21 protein-coding genes are annotated in these 21,786 nt (G+C 60.1%); 11 read left to right on the top strand and 10 right to left on the bottom strand.

What is annotated here, in order from left to right; genetic code table 11:
• Positions 1 to 34: 34 nt before the first annotated feature.
• The 4 genes from N4A58_RS09275 (at position 35) to N4A58_RS09260 (ending at position 3,785) form a co-directional block, all read left to right on the top strand.
• Positions 35 to 430, top strand: a complete 396-nt coding sequence (locus N4A58_RS09275) for a c-type cytochrome (protein WP_293709033.1) — start codon at positions 35 to 37, stop codon at positions 428 to 430.
• Between the two features lie 158 nt (positions 431 to 588).
• A complete protein-coding gene (ctaD, locus tag N4A58_RS09270) occupies positions 589 to 2,259 on the top strand; it encodes a cytochrome c oxidase subunit I (RefSeq protein ID WP_293709032.1) in 1,671 nt (556 codons plus the stop codon).
• Between the two features lie 81 nt (positions 2,260 to 2,340).
• The gene (locus N4A58_RS09265; RefSeq protein WP_072706836.1) at positions 2,341 to 2,859 is read left to right on the top strand and encodes a DUF2244 domain-containing protein; all 519 of its coding nucleotides are present in this window, start codon (positions 2,341 to 2,343) and stop codon (positions 2,857 to 2,859) included.
• Positions 2,860 to 2,870: 11 nt separating this feature from the next.
• Complete coding sequence (locus N4A58_RS09260) at positions 2,871 to 3,785, top strand: hypothetical protein (RefSeq protein WP_293709031.1); 915 nt, start codon at positions 2,871 to 2,873, stop codon at positions 3,783 to 3,785.
• A gap of 71 nt (positions 3,786 to 3,856) precedes the next feature.
• Here the strand turns inward: N4A58_RS09260 and N4A58_RS09255 are convergent, their stop codons facing one another.
• The gene (locus N4A58_RS09255; protein WP_072706838.1) at positions 3,857 to 4,318 is read right to left on the bottom strand and encodes a GatB/YqeY domain-containing protein; all 462 of its coding nucleotides are present in this window, start codon (positions 4,316 to 4,318) and stop codon (positions 3,857 to 3,859) included.
• A 173-nt stretch (positions 4,319 to 4,491) separates the two neighbouring features.
• On the opposite strand from N4A58_RS09255, the gene carA reads away from it, so the two are divergent.
• Together carA and N4A58_RS09245 are read left to right on the top strand one after the other, a co-directional pair.
• Positions 4,492 to 5,664 (top strand): glutamine-hydrolyzing carbamoyl-phosphate synthase small subunit, encoded by a 1,173-nt coding sequence (carA, locus tag N4A58_RS09250; RefSeq protein ID WP_072706839.1) that lies wholly within the window; start codon positions 4,492 to 4,494, stop codon positions 5,662 to 5,664.
• Between the two features lie 67 nt (positions 5,665 to 5,731).
• Complete coding sequence (locus N4A58_RS09245) at positions 5,732 to 7,420, top strand: glycosyltransferase (RefSeq protein ID WP_293709030.1); 1,689 nt, start codon at positions 5,732 to 5,734, stop codon at positions 7,418 to 7,420.
• Here N4A58_RS09245 and N4A58_RS09240 read toward each other — a convergent pair.
• Positions 7,417 to 8,067: a GntR family transcriptional regulator gene (locus N4A58_RS09240; protein WP_072706841.1), complete on the bottom strand. Its 651-nt coding sequence runs from the start codon at positions 8,065 to 8,067 to the stop codon at positions 7,417 to 7,419. The two genes, N4A58_RS09245 and N4A58_RS09240, sit on opposite strands and share 4 nt — an antisense overlap.
• Positions 8,068 to 8,182: 115 nt before the next feature.
• Here N4A58_RS09240 and N4A58_RS09235 point away from each other — a divergent pair, with 115 nt between their 5' ends.
• From N4A58_RS09235 to N4A58_RS09225, 3 genes are all read left to right on the top strand, one after another.
• Positions 8,183 to 8,827 (top strand): pyrimidine 5'-nucleotidase, encoded by a 645-nt coding sequence (locus N4A58_RS09235; protein WP_293709029.1) that lies wholly within the window; start codon positions 8,183 to 8,185, stop codon positions 8,825 to 8,827.
• Positions 8,828 to 8,913: 86 nt separating this feature from the next.
• Positions 8,914 to 9,165, top strand: coding sequence for a hypothetical protein (locus N4A58_RS09230; protein ID WP_293709028.1), 252 nt, complete (start codon positions 8,914 to 8,916; stop codon positions 9,163 to 9,165).
• A 58-nt stretch (positions 9,166 to 9,223) separates the two neighbouring features.
• Complete coding sequence (locus N4A58_RS09225; RefSeq protein WP_293709027.1) at positions 9,224 to 10,426, top strand: UbiH/UbiF family hydroxylase; 1,203 nt, start codon at positions 9,224 to 9,226, stop codon at positions 10,424 to 10,426.
• A gap of 18 nt (positions 10,427 to 10,444) precedes the next feature.
• Here N4A58_RS09225 and N4A58_RS09220 read toward each other — a convergent pair whose 3' ends face one another.
• The 3 genes from N4A58_RS09220 to N4A58_RS09210 form a co-directional block, all read right to left on the bottom strand.
• Positions 10,445 to 11,569 (bottom strand): aminotransferase class V-fold PLP-dependent enzyme, encoded by a 1,125-nt coding sequence (locus tag N4A58_RS09220; protein ID WP_293709026.1) that lies wholly within the window; start codon positions 11,567 to 11,569, stop codon positions 10,445 to 10,447.
• A gap of 187 nt (positions 11,570 to 11,756) precedes the next feature.
• A complete protein-coding gene (locus N4A58_RS09215) occupies positions 11,757 to 12,218 on the bottom strand; it encodes an Lrp/AsnC family transcriptional regulator (protein ID WP_072706846.1) in 462 nt (153 codons plus the stop codon).
• Positions 12,215 to 12,670, bottom strand: a complete 456-nt coding sequence (locus N4A58_RS09210; RefSeq protein WP_293709025.1) for an Lrp/AsnC family transcriptional regulator — start codon at positions 12,668 to 12,670, stop codon at positions 12,215 to 12,217. Before N4A58_RS09210 ends, N4A58_RS09215 begins: the two co-directional genes overlap by 4 nt.
• Before the next feature lie 134 nt (positions 12,671 to 12,804).
• On the opposite strand from N4A58_RS09210, the gene ilvC reads away from it, so the two are divergent.
• On the top strand, positions 12,805 to 13,827 hold the full coding sequence (gene ilvC, locus N4A58_RS09205; protein WP_072706848.1) for a ketol-acid reductoisomerase: 1,023 nt from the start codon (positions 12,805 to 12,807) through the stop codon (positions 13,825 to 13,827).
• Positions 13,828 to 13,939: 112 nt separating this feature from the next.
• Positions 13,940 to 14,851: a DMT family transporter gene (locus N4A58_RS09200; protein ID WP_293709024.1), complete on the top strand. Its 912-nt coding sequence runs from the start codon at positions 13,940 to 13,942 to the stop codon at positions 14,849 to 14,851.
• 55 nt (positions 14,852 to 14,906) lie between these two features.
• Here the strand turns inward: N4A58_RS09200 and glmM are convergent, their stop codons facing one another.
• The 5 genes from glmM to N4A58_RS09175 all read right to left on the bottom strand — a co-directional run bounded on the left by glmM (position 14,907) and on the right by N4A58_RS09175 (position 21,711).
• On the bottom strand, positions 14,907 to 16,256 hold the full coding sequence (gene glmM, locus N4A58_RS09195) for a phosphoglucosamine mutase (protein ID WP_293709023.1): 1,350 nt from the start codon (positions 16,254 to 16,256) through the stop codon (positions 14,907 to 14,909).
• 6 nt (positions 16,257 to 16,262) lie between these two features.
• Positions 16,263 to 17,267 (bottom strand): dihydropteroate synthase, encoded by a 1,005-nt coding sequence (gene folP / locus N4A58_RS09190; RefSeq protein WP_293709022.1) that lies wholly within the window; start codon positions 17,265 to 17,267, stop codon positions 16,263 to 16,265.
• Positions 17,268 to 17,284: 17 nt separating this feature from the next.
• Entirely contained in the window at positions 17,285 to 18,241 is a 957-nt protein-coding gene (locus N4A58_RS09185; RefSeq protein ID WP_293709021.1) for a dihydroneopterin aldolase, read from the bottom strand.
• Between the two features lie 103 nt (positions 18,242 to 18,344).
• Positions 18,345 to 19,007: a cell wall hydrolase gene (locus N4A58_RS09180; RefSeq protein ID WP_072706853.1), complete on the bottom strand. Its 663-nt coding sequence runs from the start codon at positions 19,005 to 19,007 to the stop codon at positions 18,345 to 18,347.
• A gap of 163 nt (positions 19,008 to 19,170) precedes the next feature.
• Positions 19,171 to 21,711, bottom strand: a complete 2,541-nt coding sequence (locus tag N4A58_RS09175) for a putative PEP-binding protein (protein ID WP_072706854.1) — start codon at positions 21,709 to 21,711, stop codon at positions 19,171 to 19,173.
• Positions 21,712 to 21,786 lie beyond the last annotated feature (75 nt).

Raw genomic sequence — 21,786 nt, 5'->3', positions numbered from 1 at the left:
TTTGTTCGCTTTAAGCAACGTAAAGGGAAGAGAAATGAAGACGATCCTTACCGCAGCAGCAACTATTCTGGCTCTGGCCGCACCTGCACTGGCAGAAGGCGACGCTGACAAGGGCGCAAAAGAATTCCGTAAGTGTAAAGCCTGCCACAAGCTGGAAGACGGCGCGAAAAGCACCGTTGGCCCCAACCTCTATGGTGTCATGGACCGCACCGCAGGCACGCTGGACGGCTACAAATACAGCTCTTCGATGGTAGAAGCAGGCGAAGCGGGTCTGGTCTGGACTGCAGAAACGCTCGCGGCCTATCTGCCCGACCCCAGCAGCTACCTCAAAGAGGTCACTGGTGACGATGGCGCCAAGTCGAAAATGGCCGCTCAGCGTATCAAAAGCGCCGAAGACATCGCCGCCTATCTCTCTTCGGTTGTGGAATAAGCCGCGACTGCGACATGTGACCACACCTTCGGCCACATTTTTTTGATCTGCGTCAAAGTCGTGCATTGCCGAAGTCAAAGTCGCAATCTAAAAACCGAATGGAATCCGGGCGCGGAGTTTTCTTCGCGCCCAAAGTCTAACCAGCAGGAGGCAAGAGTATGGCGGACGCAGCCATTCAAGGCCACGAGCATGAAGACAACCGGGGTTTCTTTACCCGGTGGTTCATGTCGACCAACCACAAGGACATCGGGATCCTCTACGTCATTACCGCGGCGTTTGTAGGTCTGATCTCGGTCGCCTTTACCGTTTATATGCGCCTGGAGCTGATGCATCCTGGCGTTCAGTACATGTGCCTTGAGGGCGCACGTTTCTTTGCAAGCGATGCAACGTGTACCCCGAACGGACACCTGTGGAACGTGATGATCACCTATCACGGCATCCTCATGATGTTCTTCGTCGTTATTCCCGCGCTGTTCGGCGGCTTTGGCAACTACTTCATGCCGCTGCAGATCGGTGCGCCGGACATGGCGTTCCCCCGTCTGAACAACCTCAGCTACTGGCTCTATGTTGCTGGTACCGCGCTGGGTGTTGCGTCGCTCCTGTCTCCCGGAGGTAACGACCAGCTGGGTTCGGGTGTTGGCTGGGTTCTGTACGCGCCTCTGTCGACCAACGAAGCCGGATACTCGATGGACCTCGCAATCTTTGCGGTTCACGTATCGGGTGCGTCGTCGATCCTCGGTGCGATCAACATCATCACCACCTTCCTTAACATGCGCGCGCCTGGCATGACCCTGCACAAGGTTCCGCTGTTCGCTTGGTCCGTGTTCGTCACCGCGTGGTTGATCCTTCTGTCGCTGCCCGTTCTGGCCGGCGCGATCACCATGCTGCTGACCGACCGCAACTTCGGCACCGCGTTCTTCCAGCCTGCTGGCGGCGGTGACCCGATCCTGTACCAGCACATCCTGTGGTTCTTCGGTCACCCCGAAGTGTACATCATCATTCTGCCCGGCTTTGGCCTGATCAGCCACATCATTGCGACCTTCTCGCGCAAGCCCGTCTTCGGCTACCTGCCGATGGTCTACGCGATGGTTGCGATCGGTGTTCTCGGCTTCGTCGTATGGGCGCACCACATGTACACCGTCGGCATGAGCCTGCGTCAGCAGTCCTACTTCATGATGGCCACCATGGTTATCGCGGTTCCCACCGGCGTGAAGGTCTTCAGCTGGCTGGCAACCATGTGGGGCGGCTCGATCGAGTTCAAAACCCCGATGCTGTGGTCGCTGGGCTTCTTGTTCCTGTTCACCGTTGGTGGCGTGACCGGTGTTGTCCTGTCGCAGGCAGGTCTGGACCGTGCATACCATGACACCTACTACGTGGTTGCGCACTTCCACTATGTGATGTCGCTGGGTGCGGTGTTCTGTATCTTTGCCGGTATCTATTACTACTTCGGCAAAGTGACTGGTCGCCAGTACCCCGAGTGGGCCGGCAAGCTGCACTTCTGGGCGATGTTCGTCGGCGCAAACCTGACCTTCTTCCCCCAGCACTTCCTGGGCCGTCAGGGTATGCCCCGCCGCTACATCGACTACCCCGAAGCGTTCGCCTTCTGGAACACCATCTCGTCGATCGGCGCATTCATCGCCTTCGCTTCGTTCCTGTTCTTCTTTGGCGTGATGTTCTACTCGCTGTTCTACGGCAAGAAAGAGACCCGCGCGAACTACTGGAACGAGTACGCGGATACTCTGGAATGGACCCTGCCCTCGCCGCCGCCCGAGCACACCTTCGAGCAGCTGCCGAAGCAGGAAGACTGGGACAAGGGCCACGCCCACTAATCCCGGGCTTGATCCCATAGACCTTCAAAGGCCCGGACACTGTCCGGGCCTTTTTCGTTCCTCCAAGCTGCAGAGGTCCTGATGCCGTACGAATGGGTCAAAGAACTTCCCGACACCCCGACAGAGTCAGAGGGGCCGCTGGCCGAACTCCATCTATGGCCCTACCGCTCTTTGCCCCGCAAAGGGTTTGTCACCTTCTTTGCGATCACCTCGGCGTTCATCGCCCTGCCCCTGATCGCAATGATCGGATCGCCGGTGATGTGGGGGCTGCTGCCTTTTATCGTGATCGCCATGGGCCTGATGTGGTACCTGCTTCAACGTAGCTACCGCGACGGGGATGTGATCGAGACGATGACCCTCTGGCCGGAACGGGTCGACCTGTTGCACCGCGACAAGACCGGAAAAACCAGCCAGTGGACCTGCAACATCTACTGGGCCAAAGTCAGCCTCCATCCGCGCGGCGGCCCCGTTCCGAACTATGTTACCCTCAAGGGCAACAGCAGAGAGGTTGAGATAGGAGCGTTTCTGAGCGAAGACGAGCGCAAAGAGCTCTACTCGGAGCTTCTCCTCGCCCTTCCGCGCGCGGCGCGCAAACAATAGAAAGCCCGTCTATGGCCCAGGTTCCTGCCACACCGAAAATGCGCCGCTTCAGCCTGCTGACTGCGGCACGCCTGTTTGGGCCTGACCTATTGCTCAAGAACTCCGATCTTCAGCCCTCTGAGCGCGCGGCTTTGACCCTGCGCAGCCTGAAGCCACCACGTGCCCCCGAAAATCCGACATCGATCTTCCTGATCCCGCTGGTGGGTCCGCACCACGTGGGCGACTGGCAGGCGGTGTGCCAGCGCCTGAACGCCACCCTACTCAGCTTCATCGCACAGACAGATCCGAACTGGCGTGTTTTGATTTGCGGCCAGACCTGCCCTGATTTGCCCGATGATGCTCGCATCACCTTTGTCCCCTTCACCGAAGAAATCGAAGGCAATGACAAATGGGCCAAGCTGAGGCAGCTCTGCGAAACCCTTCCGACCCTTGGGATCCCCCAAGGCTACGCCATGACATTTGATGCAGATGATCTCGCGCATCCCGCATTGGTCAAAGAAATGCACACCCGGCGCGCAGCAGGCGGTTATCTGATGAGCCAAGGCTACGTGTTTGACGTGGGTAACAATCGCATCGCCCTCGCCGCCCCCGCCAGCGCAGCGCAGCCCCTGCGCAAACCGTTCTGGAAACTCTGCGGCAGTTGCGCAGCGCTTGCTTTTGACTTCACCTCAGACCCGGACGCCGAAACAGCGCGTATCCAAGAGTCGACGCAGCACGAACACCGCATGTTCCCCTATCTGGCAAAACTCGCAGGCCGCCCTCTGTCTCCATTGAGCGGACCAAAGGCGCTCTACCTACTCAACCACGGCGAAAACTTCGGTGCACGCCGCGGCCGCGTGAGCTTCAAGCAACGCTTTGCCGAACGCTTCGAGGTCACCGACCCTGAAACGCTGGCACGAATCCGTCAGGACTTTGCGCTCGACTGATCTTCATCTTGGAAAAAATACCCCCGCGCCGGAGGCGATGAGGGATTTGCCTCGCAAATCCCTCAATTAAGTCAGGCCGACAGACGGGCCTTCACCTGAGGACCAGCCAGACCAAAGTCCATCTGACCCATGTATTTCTCTTTGAGCAGGCCCATGACCTTGCCCATATCGCGGATCGAGGACGCGTCGCTCTCGGCGATGGCCGCATCGATCGCCGCCTTGGTTTCGTCCTCATCCAACTGGCGGGGCAAAAACTCTTCGATGATCTCGATTTCCGCCTCTTCGGACTGAGCCAGATCGAGCCGGCCCCCTTCTTCATAGGTCTTAGCGCTTTCCTGACGTTGCTTGACCATCTTGGCCAGAATCGCCTGAATTTCGCTTTCCGAGATCACGGCTTCTTCGCCGTCGACACGCAGCGCGATCTCGCGATCCTTGATGGCCGCATTGATCAGGCGCAGCGTCGACAGCCGTGTGGCGTCTTTTGCTTTCATGGCGTCCTTGAGTGCGGCGCCAATCTTTTTACGCAGTTCCATTAAATCATTCCCATCCCAGGGGCTTGCACAAGTGCGCTCATATAAGAGTTCACCCGACATATGTCTACCTTCGCTGTTAGCGCTCTGCATAGGCGCTATTTTGACCCATTCTGCTTGACCGCTGACGCGTGCGGGCCTATGTGTCGCCCGATTTGTCCCCAAGGAGAGAGCCGATGCCCAGCAGCGCCCACGCCCCTGCCCGCCCGACCGCCTGTCTGGCCCTTGCAGACGGGACCATTTTCTATGGCAAAGGCTTCGGTGCAACCGGAGTGACCGAAGCCGAACTGTGCTTCAACACTGCCATGACCGGTTACCAGGAAATCATGACGGACCCGTCCTACGCGGGCCAAATCGTGACCTTTACCTTCCCCCACATCGGGAACACCGGTGCGACCCCCGAAGACGACGAAACCGGTGATCCGGTGGCCGCAGGGATGGTTGTGAAATGGGACCCCACCGAACCCAGCAACTGGCGTTCGGTTGAAACATTGGGCGAATGGCTGACCAAGCGCGGCCGCATCGCGATCGGTGGCATCGACACCCGCCGCCTGACCCGCGCGATCCGCCAACAAGGCGCCCCGCACGTTGCTCTGGCCCACGATCCCGAAGGTAACTTCGACATCGAAGCGCTGGTTGCCAAAGCCCGCGCCTTCAAAGGCCTCGTTGGCCTCGATTTGGCCAAAGACGTGACCTGCGCGCAGTCTTATCGCTGGGACGAGATGCGTTGGGCATGGCCCGAAGGCTACGCCAAGCAAGAGGCCCCCAAGCACAAGGTCGTCGCGATCGACTTTGGCGCCAAGCGCAACATCCTGCGCTGCCTCGCGTCCGCCGGCTGTGACGTGACCGTCCTGCCCGCATCGGCCACTGGCGAAGAGATTTTGGCTCATAGCCCCGATGGCGTCTTCCTGTCGAACGGCCCTGGCGATCCGGCTGCGACCGGCGAATACGCCGTGCCCGCGATCAAGAAGGTCCTCGAAGCTGATCTGCCCGTCTTTGGCATCTGCCTTGGACACCAGATGCTGGCGCTGGCGCTCGGTGCCAAGACCGTCAAGATGAACCACGGCCACCACGGTGCGAACCACCCGGTTAAAGAGAACAAGACCGGCAAGGTCGAGATCACCTCGATGAATCACGGCTTCACCGTTGACACACAGACTCTGCCCGCAGGTGTTGTGGAAAGCCACGTGTCGCTGTTCGACGGGTCGAACTGCGGGATCGAGGTCGAAGGCAAGCCCGTGTTCAGCGTACAGCACCACCCCGAGGCAAGCCCCGGCCCGCAGGACAGCTTCTACCTCTTCGAGCGTTTCGCCGAAGCGATGGATGCGCGCAAAGCGGCTGCAAATTAAGACCGGCTTAACCGCCTATTAAGACCTACCATGGATGCTCTTCTCACCCAGTGAGGAGAGCATTTTCATGTTCAGCCAAGGAGCGCCGCAGAAGGCACGCCCTCGGACAGCCGCAGCGCATGCTGCCGCTGGGTATTTCCAGTTGCCCTCAGACCTGGCCTTGACGTGCGATCCTTTAGGCCACCCGCATCTGACCGCAAATGACTGGGTAAGATTGCGGGCCGTCCCCTTGGCCGATGGGACCGTTGCAGTCGAAAGCGCATCTGCAGTCGCGACGGTATCGACCCAACTAGGCGCAGGCACAAATTATTGCATCGCCACGCAATCTCAGATCGAAGCCGCCCATCATCAGTTTTTCGGTATGGCCCTCGCGCGGCGCGCCGAGACTCGCGTCGCCAAAGATCTGAGTTGCCGCGGCTTTGACGGGTTCTGCGCCCGCAATCGCCTACAAATGCCCTTGGTCACTGTAACAGGCCTCGGCTTCGTGCTTGCCACGCCGTCGACCGCCGCGCTGGTCCTGACAGCGTGGTGCATCTTTACCCTGATTTGTGTGACCGTGCTAAAGCTCTTTTGCGTTGGTGCTGCCTTGGTGGGTCGGCGATCCCACCAAGACCCGCCCGCGCTTGAAAACGCCAGCTTGCCGATGATTTCGATCATGATCCCGCTGCACAAAGAGTCGCGGATCGCGCAGCGACTGGTCCGGCGAATGCACCGTCTCGATTATCCCCACGACAAACTCGACGTCCTATTTGTCGTCGAGGAGCATGACGCCAAGACCCGCAATGCTCTAGACGAGGCCGCGCCCCTTCCTGAGGGGTTCCGCGTGATTGTCGTGCCGGACGGACACCCGAAAACCAAGCCGCGCGCCCTGAATTACGCCCTGGATTTCTGCCGAGGCGAGATTGTTGGCGTCTACGATGCCGAGGATGCGCCCGAGGCAGACCAACTGCGCAAAGTCGCCGCCGCCTTTGCAGCCGCCCCGCCAGAGGTCGTGTGCCTGCAAGGGCGTCTCGACTACTACAACCCGCGCGACAACTGGCTATCGCGCTGCTTTACCACAGAATATGCGGCGTGGTTCCGTCTGATCCTGCCCGGTCTTTCGGCGCTGGGACTTGCGGTTCCTCTGGGGGGCACCACCCTGTTCGTCCGCCGTCACGCACTCGAAGAGCTTGGCGCCTGGGACGCGCACAATGTCACCGAGGACGCCGATCTGGGGATTCGCCTGTCGCGACGTGGATGGCGCACCGAGCTTATCCCGACCACCACGATGGAAGAGGCGAACTGCCGGACTTGGCCGTGGATCAAGCAGCGCTCGCGCTGGATCAAGGGCTACATGGTCACCTATCTGGTACACATGCGTAGCCCGTGGCGCCTGTGGCGTGAGCTTGGAGCGCGGCAGTTTCTGGGATTCCAAATCTTCTTCTTGGCCTCAATCAGCCAGTTTCTATTGGCCCCGCTGCTTTGGTCGTTCTGGCTGCTGCCCTTCGGCTTCACCCATCCAATGCTCGGGGCTCTGGACCACACCGCCACGTGGACGTTGATCTATACCTTCATGGCCTGCGAGGTGATCAATCTGTCCGCTTCCCTGATCGCAGTTGCCGCGCCGCACCTACGGCACTTGTTGCCATGGGCGATCTTCATGCCCCTGTACTTCCCACTCGCCACCCCCGCCGCGTTCAAAGCCGCGTACGAGCTGGCCCTGCGCCCATTCTATTGGGACAAGACGGACCACGGGCATTCTGACGAAGAGACTTAACCCTTCTCCGCCGCAGCCGCGTCCGATTTCAGACGTGTGACAAAAGCCTTGGAGATATGCGCCTTGAGCGCGGCATAGGCCGCCTCCCCATCTCGCGCGGCGATAGCATCAACGATCTGGTCGTGCTCTTTGATCGCGGTTTCCGACCGGCCCTCGGCCGCCAAAGAGGTCGTCGCCATCAAGGCCATGGTCCGGTAGACCAGATCCAACTGCTGAAACAGATAGCGGTTGTGCGAAGCCAAATGCACCTGGCGGTGGAAACGGCGGTTCGCACGCGCCAAGGCCGCAGGGTTTCCGATCAGCGCGCGGTCGGCTTCGTTCATGTCGCGCAGCACGTTGATCTCTTCTTCGGTCGCATGACGGGCCGCGAGGCGGGCGGCCAACGCCTCTAGCTCGGACCGGACGACGTACAATTCGGCCAGCTGATTATGATCCAAGGACGCCACAATCATCGACCGTCCGTCCCGAGTCAGCAGGGACTGGGTTTCCAGACGCTGCAAGGCTTCTCGGATCGGGGTGCGGGACACGCCGAACCGTTCGGCCAGCTCGCTTTCGACAAGACGGTCGCCCGGCCGGTAAATCCCGGTATCGATTGCATCCAGAATCAGCGTGTAGGCATCCTTGTTCTGGTTCTTGTCGTCTGCCACCTGCAGTCCCCCTTACAACTCAATGCGCCAGATTATGCTGGCGCGCGCCCGTGGATCAACCCACTGTGTTTCCTAGGTTATGGGCAAAGCGCCGCATTTGGGCTAGGGGAAAGCCATGCCACGTCATGATTTCAACCATATCGATACCTGGGTGTTTGACCTCGACAACACTCTGTATCCGCCGCACTTCCGTCTTTTCGACCAGATCGAAAAGAAAATGATCGATTACGTCATGGGCACGCTCGGTGTCTCGCACGCCGAGGCGGACCGCCTGCGCAAGACTTATTGGGCGCTCCATGGCACCACGCTGGCAGGTCTGATGGCCGAGTACAGCATCGAGCCGGACCCGTTCTTGGACCACGTGCACGACATCGACTTTACCGTGCTAGAGCCCGACGCGGCCCTAGCGGGCCACATCCGCGACCTGCCGGGGCGCAAGATCGTCTATACGAACGGCTCTGCCCCCTATGCCGAGCAGGTTTTGCAGGCGCGCGGATTGGAGGGCCTATTCGATGCGGTCTACGGGATCGAACACGCGAACTACCGCCCCAAGCCCGAGGCTGCTGCGTTTGACGCGGTGTTTACCAAGGACAACCTGTCGCCCACGACTGCTGCAATGTTCGAGGATGACCCGCGCAATCTGGCCGTTCCCCATGCCATCGGGATGCGCACCGTCCACGTCGCGCCAGAGCCGCACGCAGCCGATCACATCCACTACCACACCGTTGATCTGACTGACTTTTTGTCGCGGCTCAAATAGTCGCACTGCGTCAAAGAGGGCAATTTCACTGGTGTTTTGGAAAACATACCTAGGGGTCAAATTATTTATCCAAAGGACTCCTTAACATGGCTGACATCACCAGCACCCCCTCCCAGCCCGGCGTTCTGATGCGCATTATCCTGTCGATTCCCGTGATCGGCTGGATTGCCAAGGACCTGCTCCACGGCGACAAAGATAACATCTGGTATCTGCTCGTCGCGGTCCTGAGCCTATGGGCCGCCGCTGTGATGACGTGGGGCATCCCCGCGCTTTACCTGCCTGCTGTCGCATTTGTGCCCGTGATGTGGGTGATCCTGCTGCTCATTACACGCGGTTAAACTGTCGCTTGGACCTTCGGGCATAAACGCCCTATGTCATGGGGCAAGGAGAGATCCCATGACGACATTCCAAAGCTACGACATCATTGTATCCGGAGGCGGCGTTGCTGGCCTGAGCGCCGCTGCGGCCTTCGGATCTGCGGGTTTCACCGTTCTTTGCGTGGACCCCCAGCCCCCCATCACAGATCGCAACGCCGAAGGGTCCGACCTTCGCACAACGGCGATTCTACAGCCTGGGCGGCTCTTGCTCGAAGAAGCGGGCCTATGGGACCGTCTGGACGCCGAGGCAATGCCGCTGGACGTCATGCGCATCATCGACGCGGGCGGCGAAGTGGCCGAGCCTCGCGTGACCAAGGATTTCGTGGCGTCCGAGATTTCGGATCAACCCTTTGGCTGGAACCTGCCCAACTGGCTCTTGCGCCGCGAGATGGTCGCGCATCTAGAGGGGATGGAGACTGTCACTTTCCGCCCCGGTGTCGGCACTGCGGGCGTTCTGACCCGCACTGACCACGCACGCGTCCGGCTAAGCGACGGCATGGTGGCCCAGTGTCGCCTGCTAATCGCAGCAGATGGTCGCAATTCGCCCGTGCGCAAGGCCCTGAACATCCCTGTCAAAACCCGCCGCTACGGACAAAAGGCGCTGGCCTTTGCGGTCACGCACCCCCTACCCCACGAAAATGTCTCGCCCGAGATTCACCGCTCCGGCGGACCGTTTACCTTGGTGCCGCTGCCCGATTTCGAAGGACGCCCCAGTTCCGCGATCGTCTGGATGGAAGACGGGCCAGAGGCGATGCGTCTGTTCAACCTGCCCGAAGCAGACTTCGAAGCAGCCATGAACGAACGATCCTGCCAGATCCTTGGCCCGCTAACGTTGGCGTCGCGCCGGACCGTCTGGCCAATCATCAGCCAGTGGGCAGACCAGATGTACGGCGCCCGCACCGTGCTGGTGGCAGAGGCCGCGCACGTCGTGCCGCCCATTGGCGCCCAAGGTCTGAATATGTCACTTGCCGATCAGCGGTGCCTGCTGGACTTGGCCAAGGCCGACCCCGCCAACATCGGATCGCCCGAGATGCTGCAACGGTATCACCGTCGCCGCCACCCAGAGGTGCTGGCCCGTGTCACCGGCATTGATCTGTTGAACCGCACGTCGCAACTGTCAGCCCAGCCCCTGCGCGACCTGCGCGCGGCGGGACTGAACGCGCTCTATTCGCTGGCGCCGGTGCGCAAGACGCTGATGCAATTGGGGCTAGGCATGCGCTAAGCCCCCGTCGCGGCGCGTTTACAGCGCCGCGTCCAGCGCCCGTGTCAGACGCTCAATCGTCGCGGGCACGTCATAGAGTTTATCCAACCCGAACAGGCCCAAACGGAAGGTCGAGAACCCCTGCGGTTCGTCACATTGCAGCGGAACGCCCGCCGCGATCTGAGTGCCATTCGCAGCAAATGCACGACCCGACTGCACCTCGGGATCATCCGTGTAGCTGACCACGACGCCCGGCGCGCCAAATCCGTCGGCCGCGACCGACTTGATCCCGCGCTTCGCCAAGAGTTCGCGAACCCCATTCCCCAGCGCCCATTGCGCCTCGCGCAAGCGCTCGAAGCCATAGGCGCGCGTTTCAGCCATGGTATCGCGGAAGGCCAGCAAGGAATCCGTCGGCATCGTAGCGTGATAGGCATGGCCGCCATTCTCGTAGGCCTGCATGATCTGGAACCACTTCTTCAGGTCCACGGCAAAGCTGTCCGACGTTGTCTCTTCCAGCTTTGCAATCGCACGCTCCCCTAGCATCACCAAACCCGCGGACGGGGTCGACGACCAGCCCTTCTGCGGAGCAGAGATCAGCACGTCCACGCCGGTTGCCTTCATGTCGACCCAGATGCAGCCACTAGCGATGCAGTCCAGCACCATCAGCGAACCGACCTCGTGGGCAGCTTCAGCCAGCGCCTTGATATAGCTGTCCGGCAGGATCACCCCAGCCGAGGTTTCGACGTGCGGGGCAAAGACCACATCGGGCTTCTCTTCGCGGATTTTTGCGACAACCTCTTCAATCGGCGCAGGGGCAAAAGGCGCAGTCGTTTCATTGCCTTGCTGGCGTGCCTTCATGACGATGGTTTCTGTCGCTAGATTGCCGGCGTCCACGATCTGGCTCCAACGGAACGAGAACCAGCCATTGCGCACCACCAGAACCTTGGAGCCCTTGGCAAACTGGCGCGCAACCGCCTCCATCCCGTAGGTGCCGCCACCAGGCACGATGGCAACTCCGTCCGCCTTGTACACTTCCTTAAGCATCGAAGAGATGTCGTTCATCACGCCTTGAAATTGCGCGGACATATGGTTCAGCGACCGGTCCGTGAAGACCACCGAAAACTCGTCCAGACCATTTGGATCAACACTATCAAGCAACGCCACGGCTCTCTCCTTCTCGAAAACTTCTGACCAGATCAGTAACGGCCCGTTGGGGGTGTGGCGAGGAATACTTTTGCATGCAGTGGTGTGCAAATTCGGGGCCTGCGCGGGTGGTGACCATGAGCCATGAGTATTTTAGCAAAAAGAAGCCTGCCCTTTCTGCTTTGTCTTAAATACTCACTGTCGGAGCCTATCCGCCAAGCGGCCCGGGCAGACGCTCTTCGCTGAGCAGGACGTTTGCCTCGACATCCCCCACACCGGGCAGTGCCATGATCCGCCGACGCAGCACCCGTTCAAAGTCACTGATATCCCGCGCCACGATCCGTAGACGATAATCGTAGACCCCAAGAATGTGCTCGACCGTCTGCACCTCTGGCACCGCCGTTACCGCACGCTCGAAATCCTCAAGGCTGACGCGTCCTTTGGTGGCCAGCTTTACGCCAAGAAAGACTGTCACGCCGAAGCCCAATGCCTCGTGATCCAATACCAGACGGCGGTGGGACAATGCGCCCTCGGACCACAGGCGTTTAACTCGGCGCCACGCGGCGGGTTGGGACAGCCCAAAGCGGCGTCCTATAGCCCCTGCACTGAGGGTCGCGTCTTGGGACAGGGCGTGCAGGATTTTCAGGTCCAGATCATCAAGGTCAATCATATCGGCAAGGTCCCTTGGCTCTGGATGCGGGCGACGTGCATTAGCGCTTCGATGTCCACGATATGTGGCAGGGTCAGGATGCGGTCGCGATACAGCTGCTGATAGTGCGGCATGTCGCGGGCGATCAGGGACAAGCGCAGGTCCACGCGGCCGAGAAAGCTCTGGATCTCCAGCACCTCTGGCACTTCGCGGGCGGCGGCGCTGAAATCCTCGAACGCGCGCGGGACGGTTTTGTCCAGCACGACACGCAAGGACACCTCGACCTCGTAGCCCAAGGCACGCCAGTCGATCACCGCCTCGACGCCCTTGATGACTGCGGTGCTGCGCAGTTTTTCAAGCCTGCGCCAGCAGGCCCCTGCACTGACCCCTGCCCTTTCCGCCAGGTCTGCTGTGGAAATGGACGGGTCTGCCTGAAAAAGGCGCAGAATGCGTCTATCGGTGTCGTCGAGCATGATCTTCTCAATATTCCGACCTATGGCGAATAGCTTTTTCACTTAATGACAAAAATCACGCGAAATTAAAAGCGTATCCACAAAACATTCATGCGATAAGGTCGCCAACGAACACCCAAGCGAGGAGAATTCCGATGCGCGTATACTACGACCGCGATTGCGACGTTAACCTGATCAAAGAAAAGAAAGTGGCGATTCTGGGCTATGGCTCTCAGGGCCACGCTCACGCGCTGAACCTGCGCGACTCGGGCGCCAAGAACGTTGCCATCGCTCTGCGCGAAGGCTCGCCCTCGGCCAAGAAGTGTGAAGCCGAAGGCCTGCAGGTCATGGGTATCGCCGAAGCAGCAGCATGGTGCGATGTCATCATGTTCACCATGCCCGACGAACTTCAGGCAGAGACCTACAAAAAGTACGTCAAAGACAACATCAAGCCCGGTGCAGCGATCGCATTCGCCCACGGCCTGAACGTTCACTTCGGCCTGATCGAAGCGCCCGAAGGCGTTGACGTCATCATGATGGCACCCAAGGGCCCAGGCCACACCGTGCGCGGCGAATACACCAAAGGCGGCGGCGTGCCCTGCCTGGTCGCAGTTCACAACGACGCAACCGGCAAAGCGCTGGAAATCGGTCTGTCGTACTGCTCGGCGATCGGTGGCGGCCGTTCGGGCATCATCGAAACCAACTTCCGCGAAGAGTGCGAAACCGACCTGTTCGGCGAGCAGGCAGTTCTGTGCGGCGGCCTGGTTGAGCTGATCCGTTGCGGCTTCGAAACCCTGGTCGAAGCTGGCTACGCACCCGAAATGGCGTACTTCGAGTGTCTGCACGAAGTGAAGCTGATCGTCGACCTGATCTACGAAGGCGGCATCGCGAACATGGACTACTCGATCTCGAACACTGCAGAGTTCGGCCAGTACGTCACCGGCCCGCGCATCCTGCCCTACGAGCAGACCAAAGCCGCGATGAAAGAGGTTCTGACCGACATTCAGCAGGGCAAGTTCGTTCGCGACTTCATGTTGGAAAACGCTGTTGGCCAGCCCACCCTGAAAGCATCGCGCCGTGCAAACGACGAGCACCTGATCGAAGCAACCGGTGCCAAGCTGCGCGAAATGATGCCTTGGATCTCTGCCGGCAAGATGGTCGACAAGTCGAAGAACTAATCGCCTCGCGGGATTTCCCGCAGGCGGGGTGGCCGTTGACAAGACGGCCACCACCCCATCTAAAGGCTCCGATCCGTTGCGGTCGGAGCCTTTTTCTATTGCAGGTCACAGAATGCCCGAAGTCACCCTGAAAAGCTGGATCATGGTCCTGACGCTGGGGTGTGTTTGGGGCGGCAGCTTCCTCTTGATCGAAATTGCGCTCCAAGGAATCAGCCCTTTTTGGCTTGCTGAAGCGCGACTCCTGTTTGCCGCAATACTGCTGACCGCTGTGTGGGGCGCGCTAGGTGGCAAGGTCACGCCTGTCAAAGACGGCAAGAACCGCTGGCCTTATCTGTTGGTGGTCGGTCTGTTTAGTTCTGCCTTTCCCTTTTTCCTTCTCAGTTGGGGTCAGCAGCATGTCACCTCCGCCACGGCGGGCGTGTCCATGGCAGGCGTGCCGCTGCTCGTGATGCCTTTGGCGCATTTCTTTTCTGTCGGTGAACGCATCACTGTGATGAAGCTTGTGGGACTGCTGGTGGGATTTTGCGGCGTGCTCGTGCTACTTGGCGACGGACTGATGCAGAGCAGCGGCTCGGGTCTGGAAGGATGGGGGCGTGTGGCCTGTCTGTCTGCGGCAGCCTGCTATGCGATCAGTTCAGTGACCACCCGAAACTGCCCTCCGATTGATGCTTACGCCATGTCGGCCGTCGTGATGATCATTGCAGCGCTTGCTGGCCTGCCCGTCGCTTGGCTCAAAGAAGGCCCGCCGCCCCTGCCCGATCTAACTACGCTTGCGGTCCTCAGCGGACTTGGGCTGATCCAAACAGCAGGCGCAAATTTGCTGCGCATTCTAGTCATCCGAAGCGCTGGCTCGACGTTCATGTCTTTGACCAACTATCAGGTGCCCTTCTGGTCGATGGTGTTTGGCGCGCTCACTCTAGGAGAGGCCTTGCCCGCCGGGCTGTTCTTGGCGCTGGGTCTGATTCTGGCGGGTATGGGCCTGAGCCAGTGGAGCCATCTGCGCCGCCTGTTCAGCAAAGCATAAACGGCGCGCAAAGGGGATTGGCGCGCCGTTTGAGTATTTTTACCAACAAGAAACCTTAGCTTCGGCTCGCAGCCTCGACCTCCGCCACGATCGAGTCGACGACTTTCTCGAGCAGGATCGGATCTTCGCATTCGGCCATGACGCGGATCAGCGGCTCTGTGCCGGACTTGCGGATCAGAAGGCGGCCTTGGCCTTTTAGATCAGCCTCGGCGCTCGCGATGGCCTGCTGTACGGCAAGGGTTTCGAGCGGTGTTTGTCCGGCCGTGTAGCGCACGTTTTTCAAAAGCTGCGGCACGGGGTCAAAGCTCTTGGCCAATTCGCTGGCGGGTTTGCCCGTCAGCACCATCTCGGCAAGGAATTGCAGGCCCGCCAGCAGTCCGTCCCCGGTGGTCGCATAGTCCGTCATCACGATGTGACCGGACTGTTCGCCGCCCAAGTTGTAACCGTTCTTGCGCATCTCTTCGACCACGTAGCGATCGCCAACTTTGGTACGCTTCAGATCGATGCCACGCCCGCCAAGGAAGCGCTCGAGGCCAAGGTTGGACATCACAGTCGCGACGAGCGCATTGCCTTTCAGGCGATCTTCTTCGGCCCAGCGCGCGGCGATGAGGGCCATCAACTGATCGCCGTCAGCAATCTGGCCTTTTTCGTCGATAATCATGATACGGTCGGCGTCTCCATCAAGGCAGATGCCGATATCTGCGCCGTGCTCGATGACTGCTTTGGCCGCTGTTTCGGGATGCGTGGAGCCGCAATTCAGGTTGATGTTCTTGCCGTCGGGGCTGGTGCCGATGCGGATGACGTCGGCGCCAAGCTCCCATAGCGCCTCGGGGGCCGCGCGATAGGCAGCGCCGTTGGCGCAGTCGATCACTACCTTCAGACCATCAAGACGCTTGCCGTGCGGAAAGGTGGATTTCAGGCGTTCGATGTAGCGGTAAATACCGTCGTCGATCCGCTTGGCGCGGCCGATGTTTTCAGCCTTGGCCGGTTGAATTTCACCCATGACCATAGCTTCGATTTCAGCCTCGGCCTCGTCTGACAGCTTGAAACCATCGGGGCCAAAGAACTTGATCCCATTGTCCTCGTGCGGGTTGTGGCTGGCCGAGATCATGACCCCGACATCCGCGCGCATAGAGGTGGTGAGCAGACCCACCGCAGGCGTCGGAACAGGGCCAAGCAGAAGCACGTTCATACCGGTCGACGTGAAACCCGCCGTCAGCGCGTTCTCGAACATGTAGCCCGACAGTCGGGTGTCTTTGCCGATGACCACACGGTGCGCTGTACTGGAGTCCCGCCGGAAATACCGCCCCGCCGCAGCGCCGATCTTGAGGGCCATCTCGGCAGTCATGGGATAGGTGTTCGCTTTGCCGCGCACACCGTCGGTTCCGAAAAACTTTCTCGACATAATGGGTTAGTCTCCAATAGCAGCTTGAAAGAGGGTCAGGGCCTGACGCGTCTCGGCGACATCATGGACCCGCAGGATTTGCGCGCCTTGGGCCACGCCTGCGAGCGTAACTGCGACAGAGCCGGGCATGCGGGCCGCAGCCTCTGACACGCCCGCGAGGGTTCCGATGAACCGCTTGCGCGACACCCCGAGAAGAATGGGGCACCCGAGCCCATGAAAAATCGAAAGGCGCTGTAGCAGCGCGAGGTTATGGTCCAGCGTTTTGCCAAAACCGATGCCCGGATCGACCATGATGTGCTGTCGCGGGATACCTGCCGCTTCGGCGGCGCTCACCCGCTCTGACAGGAAGTCATACACATCCAGCAACACATCATCGTAGTGCGGGGCGTTCTGCATAGTCTGTGGGTCGCCTTGGGCATGCATCAGGCAAATCGGCGCAGCAGCGGTCGCCGTCACCTGCGCAATTTGCGGATCATAGGTCATGGCTGCAACGTCGTTCACCAGATCCGCGCCAGCATCTAACGCCGCACGAGCGACAACGGATTTACGCGTATCAATCGACACGGGCACGTCGCTAAAGGCACGCAAGGCCGCGATGGTGGGTTCGGTGCGGCGGGTTTCCTCGTCCAGCGCGACGTCTTCGGCACCGGGACGGGTCGACTCGCCGCCAATGTCCAGCATATCGGCCCCTGCCCCGATCATCTCTTTTGCGTGAGCCAAGGCGCGATCCAGATCAGAGAACTGTCCGCCGTCGGAAAAGCTGTCCGGTGTGGTGTTCAGGATGCCCATAATGTTTGGGCGCGCCATGGACAAACGGGCTATGTCCACACGCGGCGTACACAGCACCGTGCGCGCCGCTTCAGGCAGCTCTGCCGCTGGAATGATCCGCGCAGGCGCATCGCGTCGCAGAACTTCGACATCGGTGAACCACGTCCAGCCCCCTCCAAGCGTCAAAGCACTGTCGGGACGGGCGGGACCAGATTGCAAAATGGGACGAAAATAATCACGCATACTGCGTGGATGAGCGATCAGTCGTCGTTTGACAAGAGCCGACTTTCCCGCAGATCATGGTGGCGTTCCTCGATTTGACCGGAAACGCCCTCAATCTCGCCACCGCTGACAAAGATCACCTCAGCGGCGTCCATTTCGGACGCGAACCATCGGCTCAGCGCTTCGGTATCACGGACGGACACGTGCGGCCCCTCGACGGCATCAAGGACGATCTTGGATGGGGCCCAGACGCTGATCTGACCGTGCTTCATACCCCAGTCCAACTCGGTCCGAGTCTCCACGACCACACAGCGACGATCACGCCCCGCCAGAACCCATGCGTTCTGTTCAATCGACAGCAGGTCAATGCGGCGCTGCGCAAGAGGCGCAGCAGAGTGCGTCTCGGCCCGATCCGGTAGGCCCACGCACAGAATAGCCGGACGGTCCCCTGCTGCCAGCTGGTCCAGCCAATCCGACAAATGCGGCGCGGCAATCGCTTCGTTGGTCAGGTAAATGACACGCGGGTCGTTTGCGGCGTTGTGGGCAACCTCGGGTGCCAGACCGTAGTCTTGGCGATTGCGCACAATCTCTACCCCCAGAGCGCCGGGCCCGCGGTCCAGCTTCTCGATGCGAACAAAGGCACGCACGGCTTGCGGTTCGGACAGGATACGACTGGCAACACGATCCGCGAGGGTTTCGAGCAAATTCAGGCGTTCTTCGGCCAGCGAGTCTGCAATCGCCTCGGTCACGCGGTCGTAGGACAGGATGCGATCTACATCGTCGTCCAGCACCTCGGTCACGGGCTGCACCTCAACAACAACGTTAAAGCACACACGCTGGGTGGTCCCACGTTCTGCCTGAAATGCACCGATCTCGACCTCGACAATATGGTCGCGCAGGCTAATCCGATCCAAGGGGCCGCTGATGCCAGGCATCGGGCTCGCTTTGGCCCGCTCGTCAGGGTGGGAAAAGGCCAGCCGTACTTCGTTGGTCATATCGCTACACTCATGTCGTCGAATTTTCGGCGACCCTAGGCGCTATGGCTGCAAATGCCAACTCCGAGGCGGCATATCGGGGAACAACCGCGACAGGCAGGCGTTATCGCTGTGTCAGACGAGAGGTCGCGCTGTAGAATTTGTGCACACCAATCGTGGCGGTGTGGTTAAAGCTGGAGGCCCAACGGGGACGCACAGCTTTGGTGTGATAGAACGTGGCACCATCGGTCAGAGTGCGATCACCGCCGTCCAGCATGATGCGGGCCACTTTAGCCACGCGCTCGTAGGCCTTGGGCTCGTTGATCACTTCGGCATAGCCATCGCACGTGTAGGTGAATTGGCAGGCGTATTTGCGTCCTGTGCCCTGATTGACGACGGCGCAAACAGTATCGGGGAATTTCTTGCTATCGACACGGTTCAAGATGACTTCAGCCACCGCGAACTGGCCTTTGACCGTTTCACCACGCGCTTCGAAATAAAGCGCCTCTGCCAGACATTGAAACTCGTCCCCGCCTTTGGCCTTGGGCAGCTCGGCCAGAAACTGTTTGGAGTATTCGACCTGAGGCGTCTTGGCGATTGCGGCCTCTTTGGCCTTTTTCGGCAAACGTGTCAGGCTGCCTAAGTGTTTGGACGAGACGGCGGCGAGGGCCTCTTTCTCTTGCCCGAGTAGGTCAGTCAGGCGCGCATTCAAAGCATCCGCAAAGACGGCTCCCGGTGCGAGTACCAGAAGTCCCAGAGCTGCTACTTTCAGAATGCCAAAACGCATGCCTTATCCTCGTCATCAGAACCGTCCAGCGGTCCGGCGAAGGACGTACCCGACTTGGGCCTCCTTTTTCAATACTCTCAGAGGTGTCTTAAAGGCATGTAACCTTTTGGCGTCACGCGACATTCTTTCGCGACCTGAGGTTTTACACTTCTGTTACAGGCACTTAGCGCGTTTCACGCTCACTCAACGCGAATTGCGCGGCTGCCAATCTGGCACCCGGAACACGGAATGGTGAGCACGAAACATAGTTGAAACCCGCCTTTCGACAGAATGCAATTGATTCGGGATCGCCGCCGTGTTCTCCGCAAATTGATAGCGTAATATTTGGGCGCGCGTCTCTGGCGCGGGTCGCCGCCAAGTCGAGCAACTCGCCCACACCCTCGGTGTCGAGCCTATGGAACGGATCTTCGGGAAAGACCCCCTCGCTTACATAGTTGGACATGAAGCGGCCCGCATCGTCGCGCGACAGGCCGTATGTCATCTGGGTCAGGTCGTTGGTGCCAAAGCTAAAGAACGACGCATGGCTGGCGATGTCCCCTGCCCGCAAACAGGCGCGCGGGGTCTCGACCATCACGCCAAGGCGGTATGTAAAGTCCTGCCCCGTTTCGGTCCGCACAGCCGCAGCGACCGCATCAACGCGGGTCTTTACCAGCTCGACCTCGCGCTTTGCGGAGACGAGCGGAATCATGATCTCTGGCACAACGGTCGCCCCGCTTTTTTGGGTGGCGATCGTGGCCTCGAAGATCGCGCGTGCCTGCATCTCGTAGATCTCGGGAACGGTCACGCCCAGACGGACCCCCCGCAGACCAAGCATCGGGTTGTATTCCTCCAGCTCTTCGGCACGGCGGGTCACGTCTGATACCGGCAGGTCCAACGCCTCTGCCAAGTTGAGAAGCCCAGCGCGGTCCGACGGCAGGAATTCATGCAGCGGCGGGTCGAACAGGCGAATACACACGGGCAGCCCAGCCATGATCCGGAACAGATCGATAAAGTCCGCCCGCTGCATGGGCAAAATCCGCTCGAGCGCGGCACGCCTGTCCTCGACCGCATGGGCAAAGATCATCTCGCGCATGGCGGTCAGGCGATCAGAGTCAAAGAACATGTGCTCTGTTCGCGCCAATCCGATGCCTTGCGCTTTGAAGTTGCGCGCGACCTGCGCATCCGCTGGCGTGTCGGCGTTCGCGCGAATTTCGATGTCCCGAAACTCATCGGCCCACTCCATCAAGGTCTGGAGTCCATCATCCTCGGCCGCCTCCAGCATTGCGGGCTCGCCCGCCAGCACATCACCGGTGGTACCATCGACCGTGATCACATCGCCTTCTTTGAACTGGCGCCCATCCCGCGTCACCAGCAGCTTCTTTCTCATATGAAACCGCAGAGCTTCGATCCCCACCACACAAGGCAGACCCAAACCGCGTCCGATCACGGCAGCATGGCTGGTCATTCCGCCCCGCTCTGTCATGACGGCCACAGCCGCGTGCATACCGCGAATGTCCTCCGGCTGGGTTTCGCGCCGCACCAGAATGCACGGTTCCCCACGCGAGGCGCTGGCCTGCGCATCCGCCGCACTGAACACGATTTTGCCGGTTGCCGCGCCAGGGCTCGCCGCCACACCGCGCGCGATCCGATCCCGCGGTGCATTCGGATCCACCTGACGGTGCAACAATTCCGACAGTGCTCTTGGCTCAATCCGCAGCACTGCTTCTTCGCGGCTGATCACACCACTTTCGGCCAAATCCACCGCGATCCGTAGCGCCGCACGGTTGCTCCGCACGACCCGCACGCCGTCCAGAATATGGATTTCGCCATCCTCGATGGTGAATTCGATCTGCAACTCTTCACGCAGACGCGTCCGCATCCGCGATCCGAAATCCTTGAGCTTTTCGAAGGCATCCGGCGCGTGTTCTTCTAGCGAAGGTCCGCGCGCATCTTTCTCCAGATAAATCGCTTCGGCCTGCAAGAGCGCCTCACGCCCCTGACTCTGGCTCAGATACCGGCCCTTGATCCGCGGCGCACCGGTTTCGGAATCCACGAACTGAATCACACCAGACCCGCATTCGCCCGACCCCAGCCCCAAGGCCATTCGCTGCACCACAAGCCCGAGCCCTGCATCCGCAGGGGCCCCTTTGGCCTGCCGCAAGAGCCGCGCACTGGTCCCTTCCCAAGCGCGCGCCATCGAGCGCAACACTTCGGTCAACTGCTGGCCAGCGTCCTGCGGGAACCGCTCATCAGTCTCAGCCTCATATGCCGCCAAAGCGGCCCCAAGGCCCGCCGAGCCCTCTTCGGTGATCTCGTCAAACACGTCCGGATCCAACCGCGCCACGTGCACTGCAAAATTCTTGACGAAACGCAGATACAGTTCTGCTGCGGCCTCATGCCCGATCTTGTCTGACAGATCCACATATGTGGCGTCGTTCATCCCGATGTTCAGAACAGCCCCCGGACCGCCCCAATCGGGGTCCTCTGACGATGGGCGCACACACATCAGAGCGCCCTCGCCGAACGGCTCCAGAATACGAGAGACATCCGGCACCCGCCCCGAAGCGATCAGTTTTACCGCCGCAAAAGACAGCGCAACCGTGTCAGGCACAGGCAAATCCATGCGCACAAGCCGCTGCAGACACTTCGCCCGCCCGCCATGGGTCGCCACGGCCACGGGGGCCGATGGGGTGATCAGGGTGACGTTTTCATCAAAATTCTGCACTGCAGCACCTCTTTCGCTGCGCACAGAATAGGCGCTAACTCTGTCCGAGCAAGCGCCTCTTCTTCATCTTTGCAA

Source organism: Donghicola sp., assembly GCF_025210255.1.
In the GTDB taxonomy this organism is placed as follows: domain Bacteria; phylum Pseudomonadota; class Alphaproteobacteria; order Rhodobacterales; family Rhodobacteraceae; genus Donghicola; species Donghicola eburneus.
Note: the sequence above shows the minus strand (reverse complement) of the source record. Positions and strands in the feature narration are given on the sequence as shown.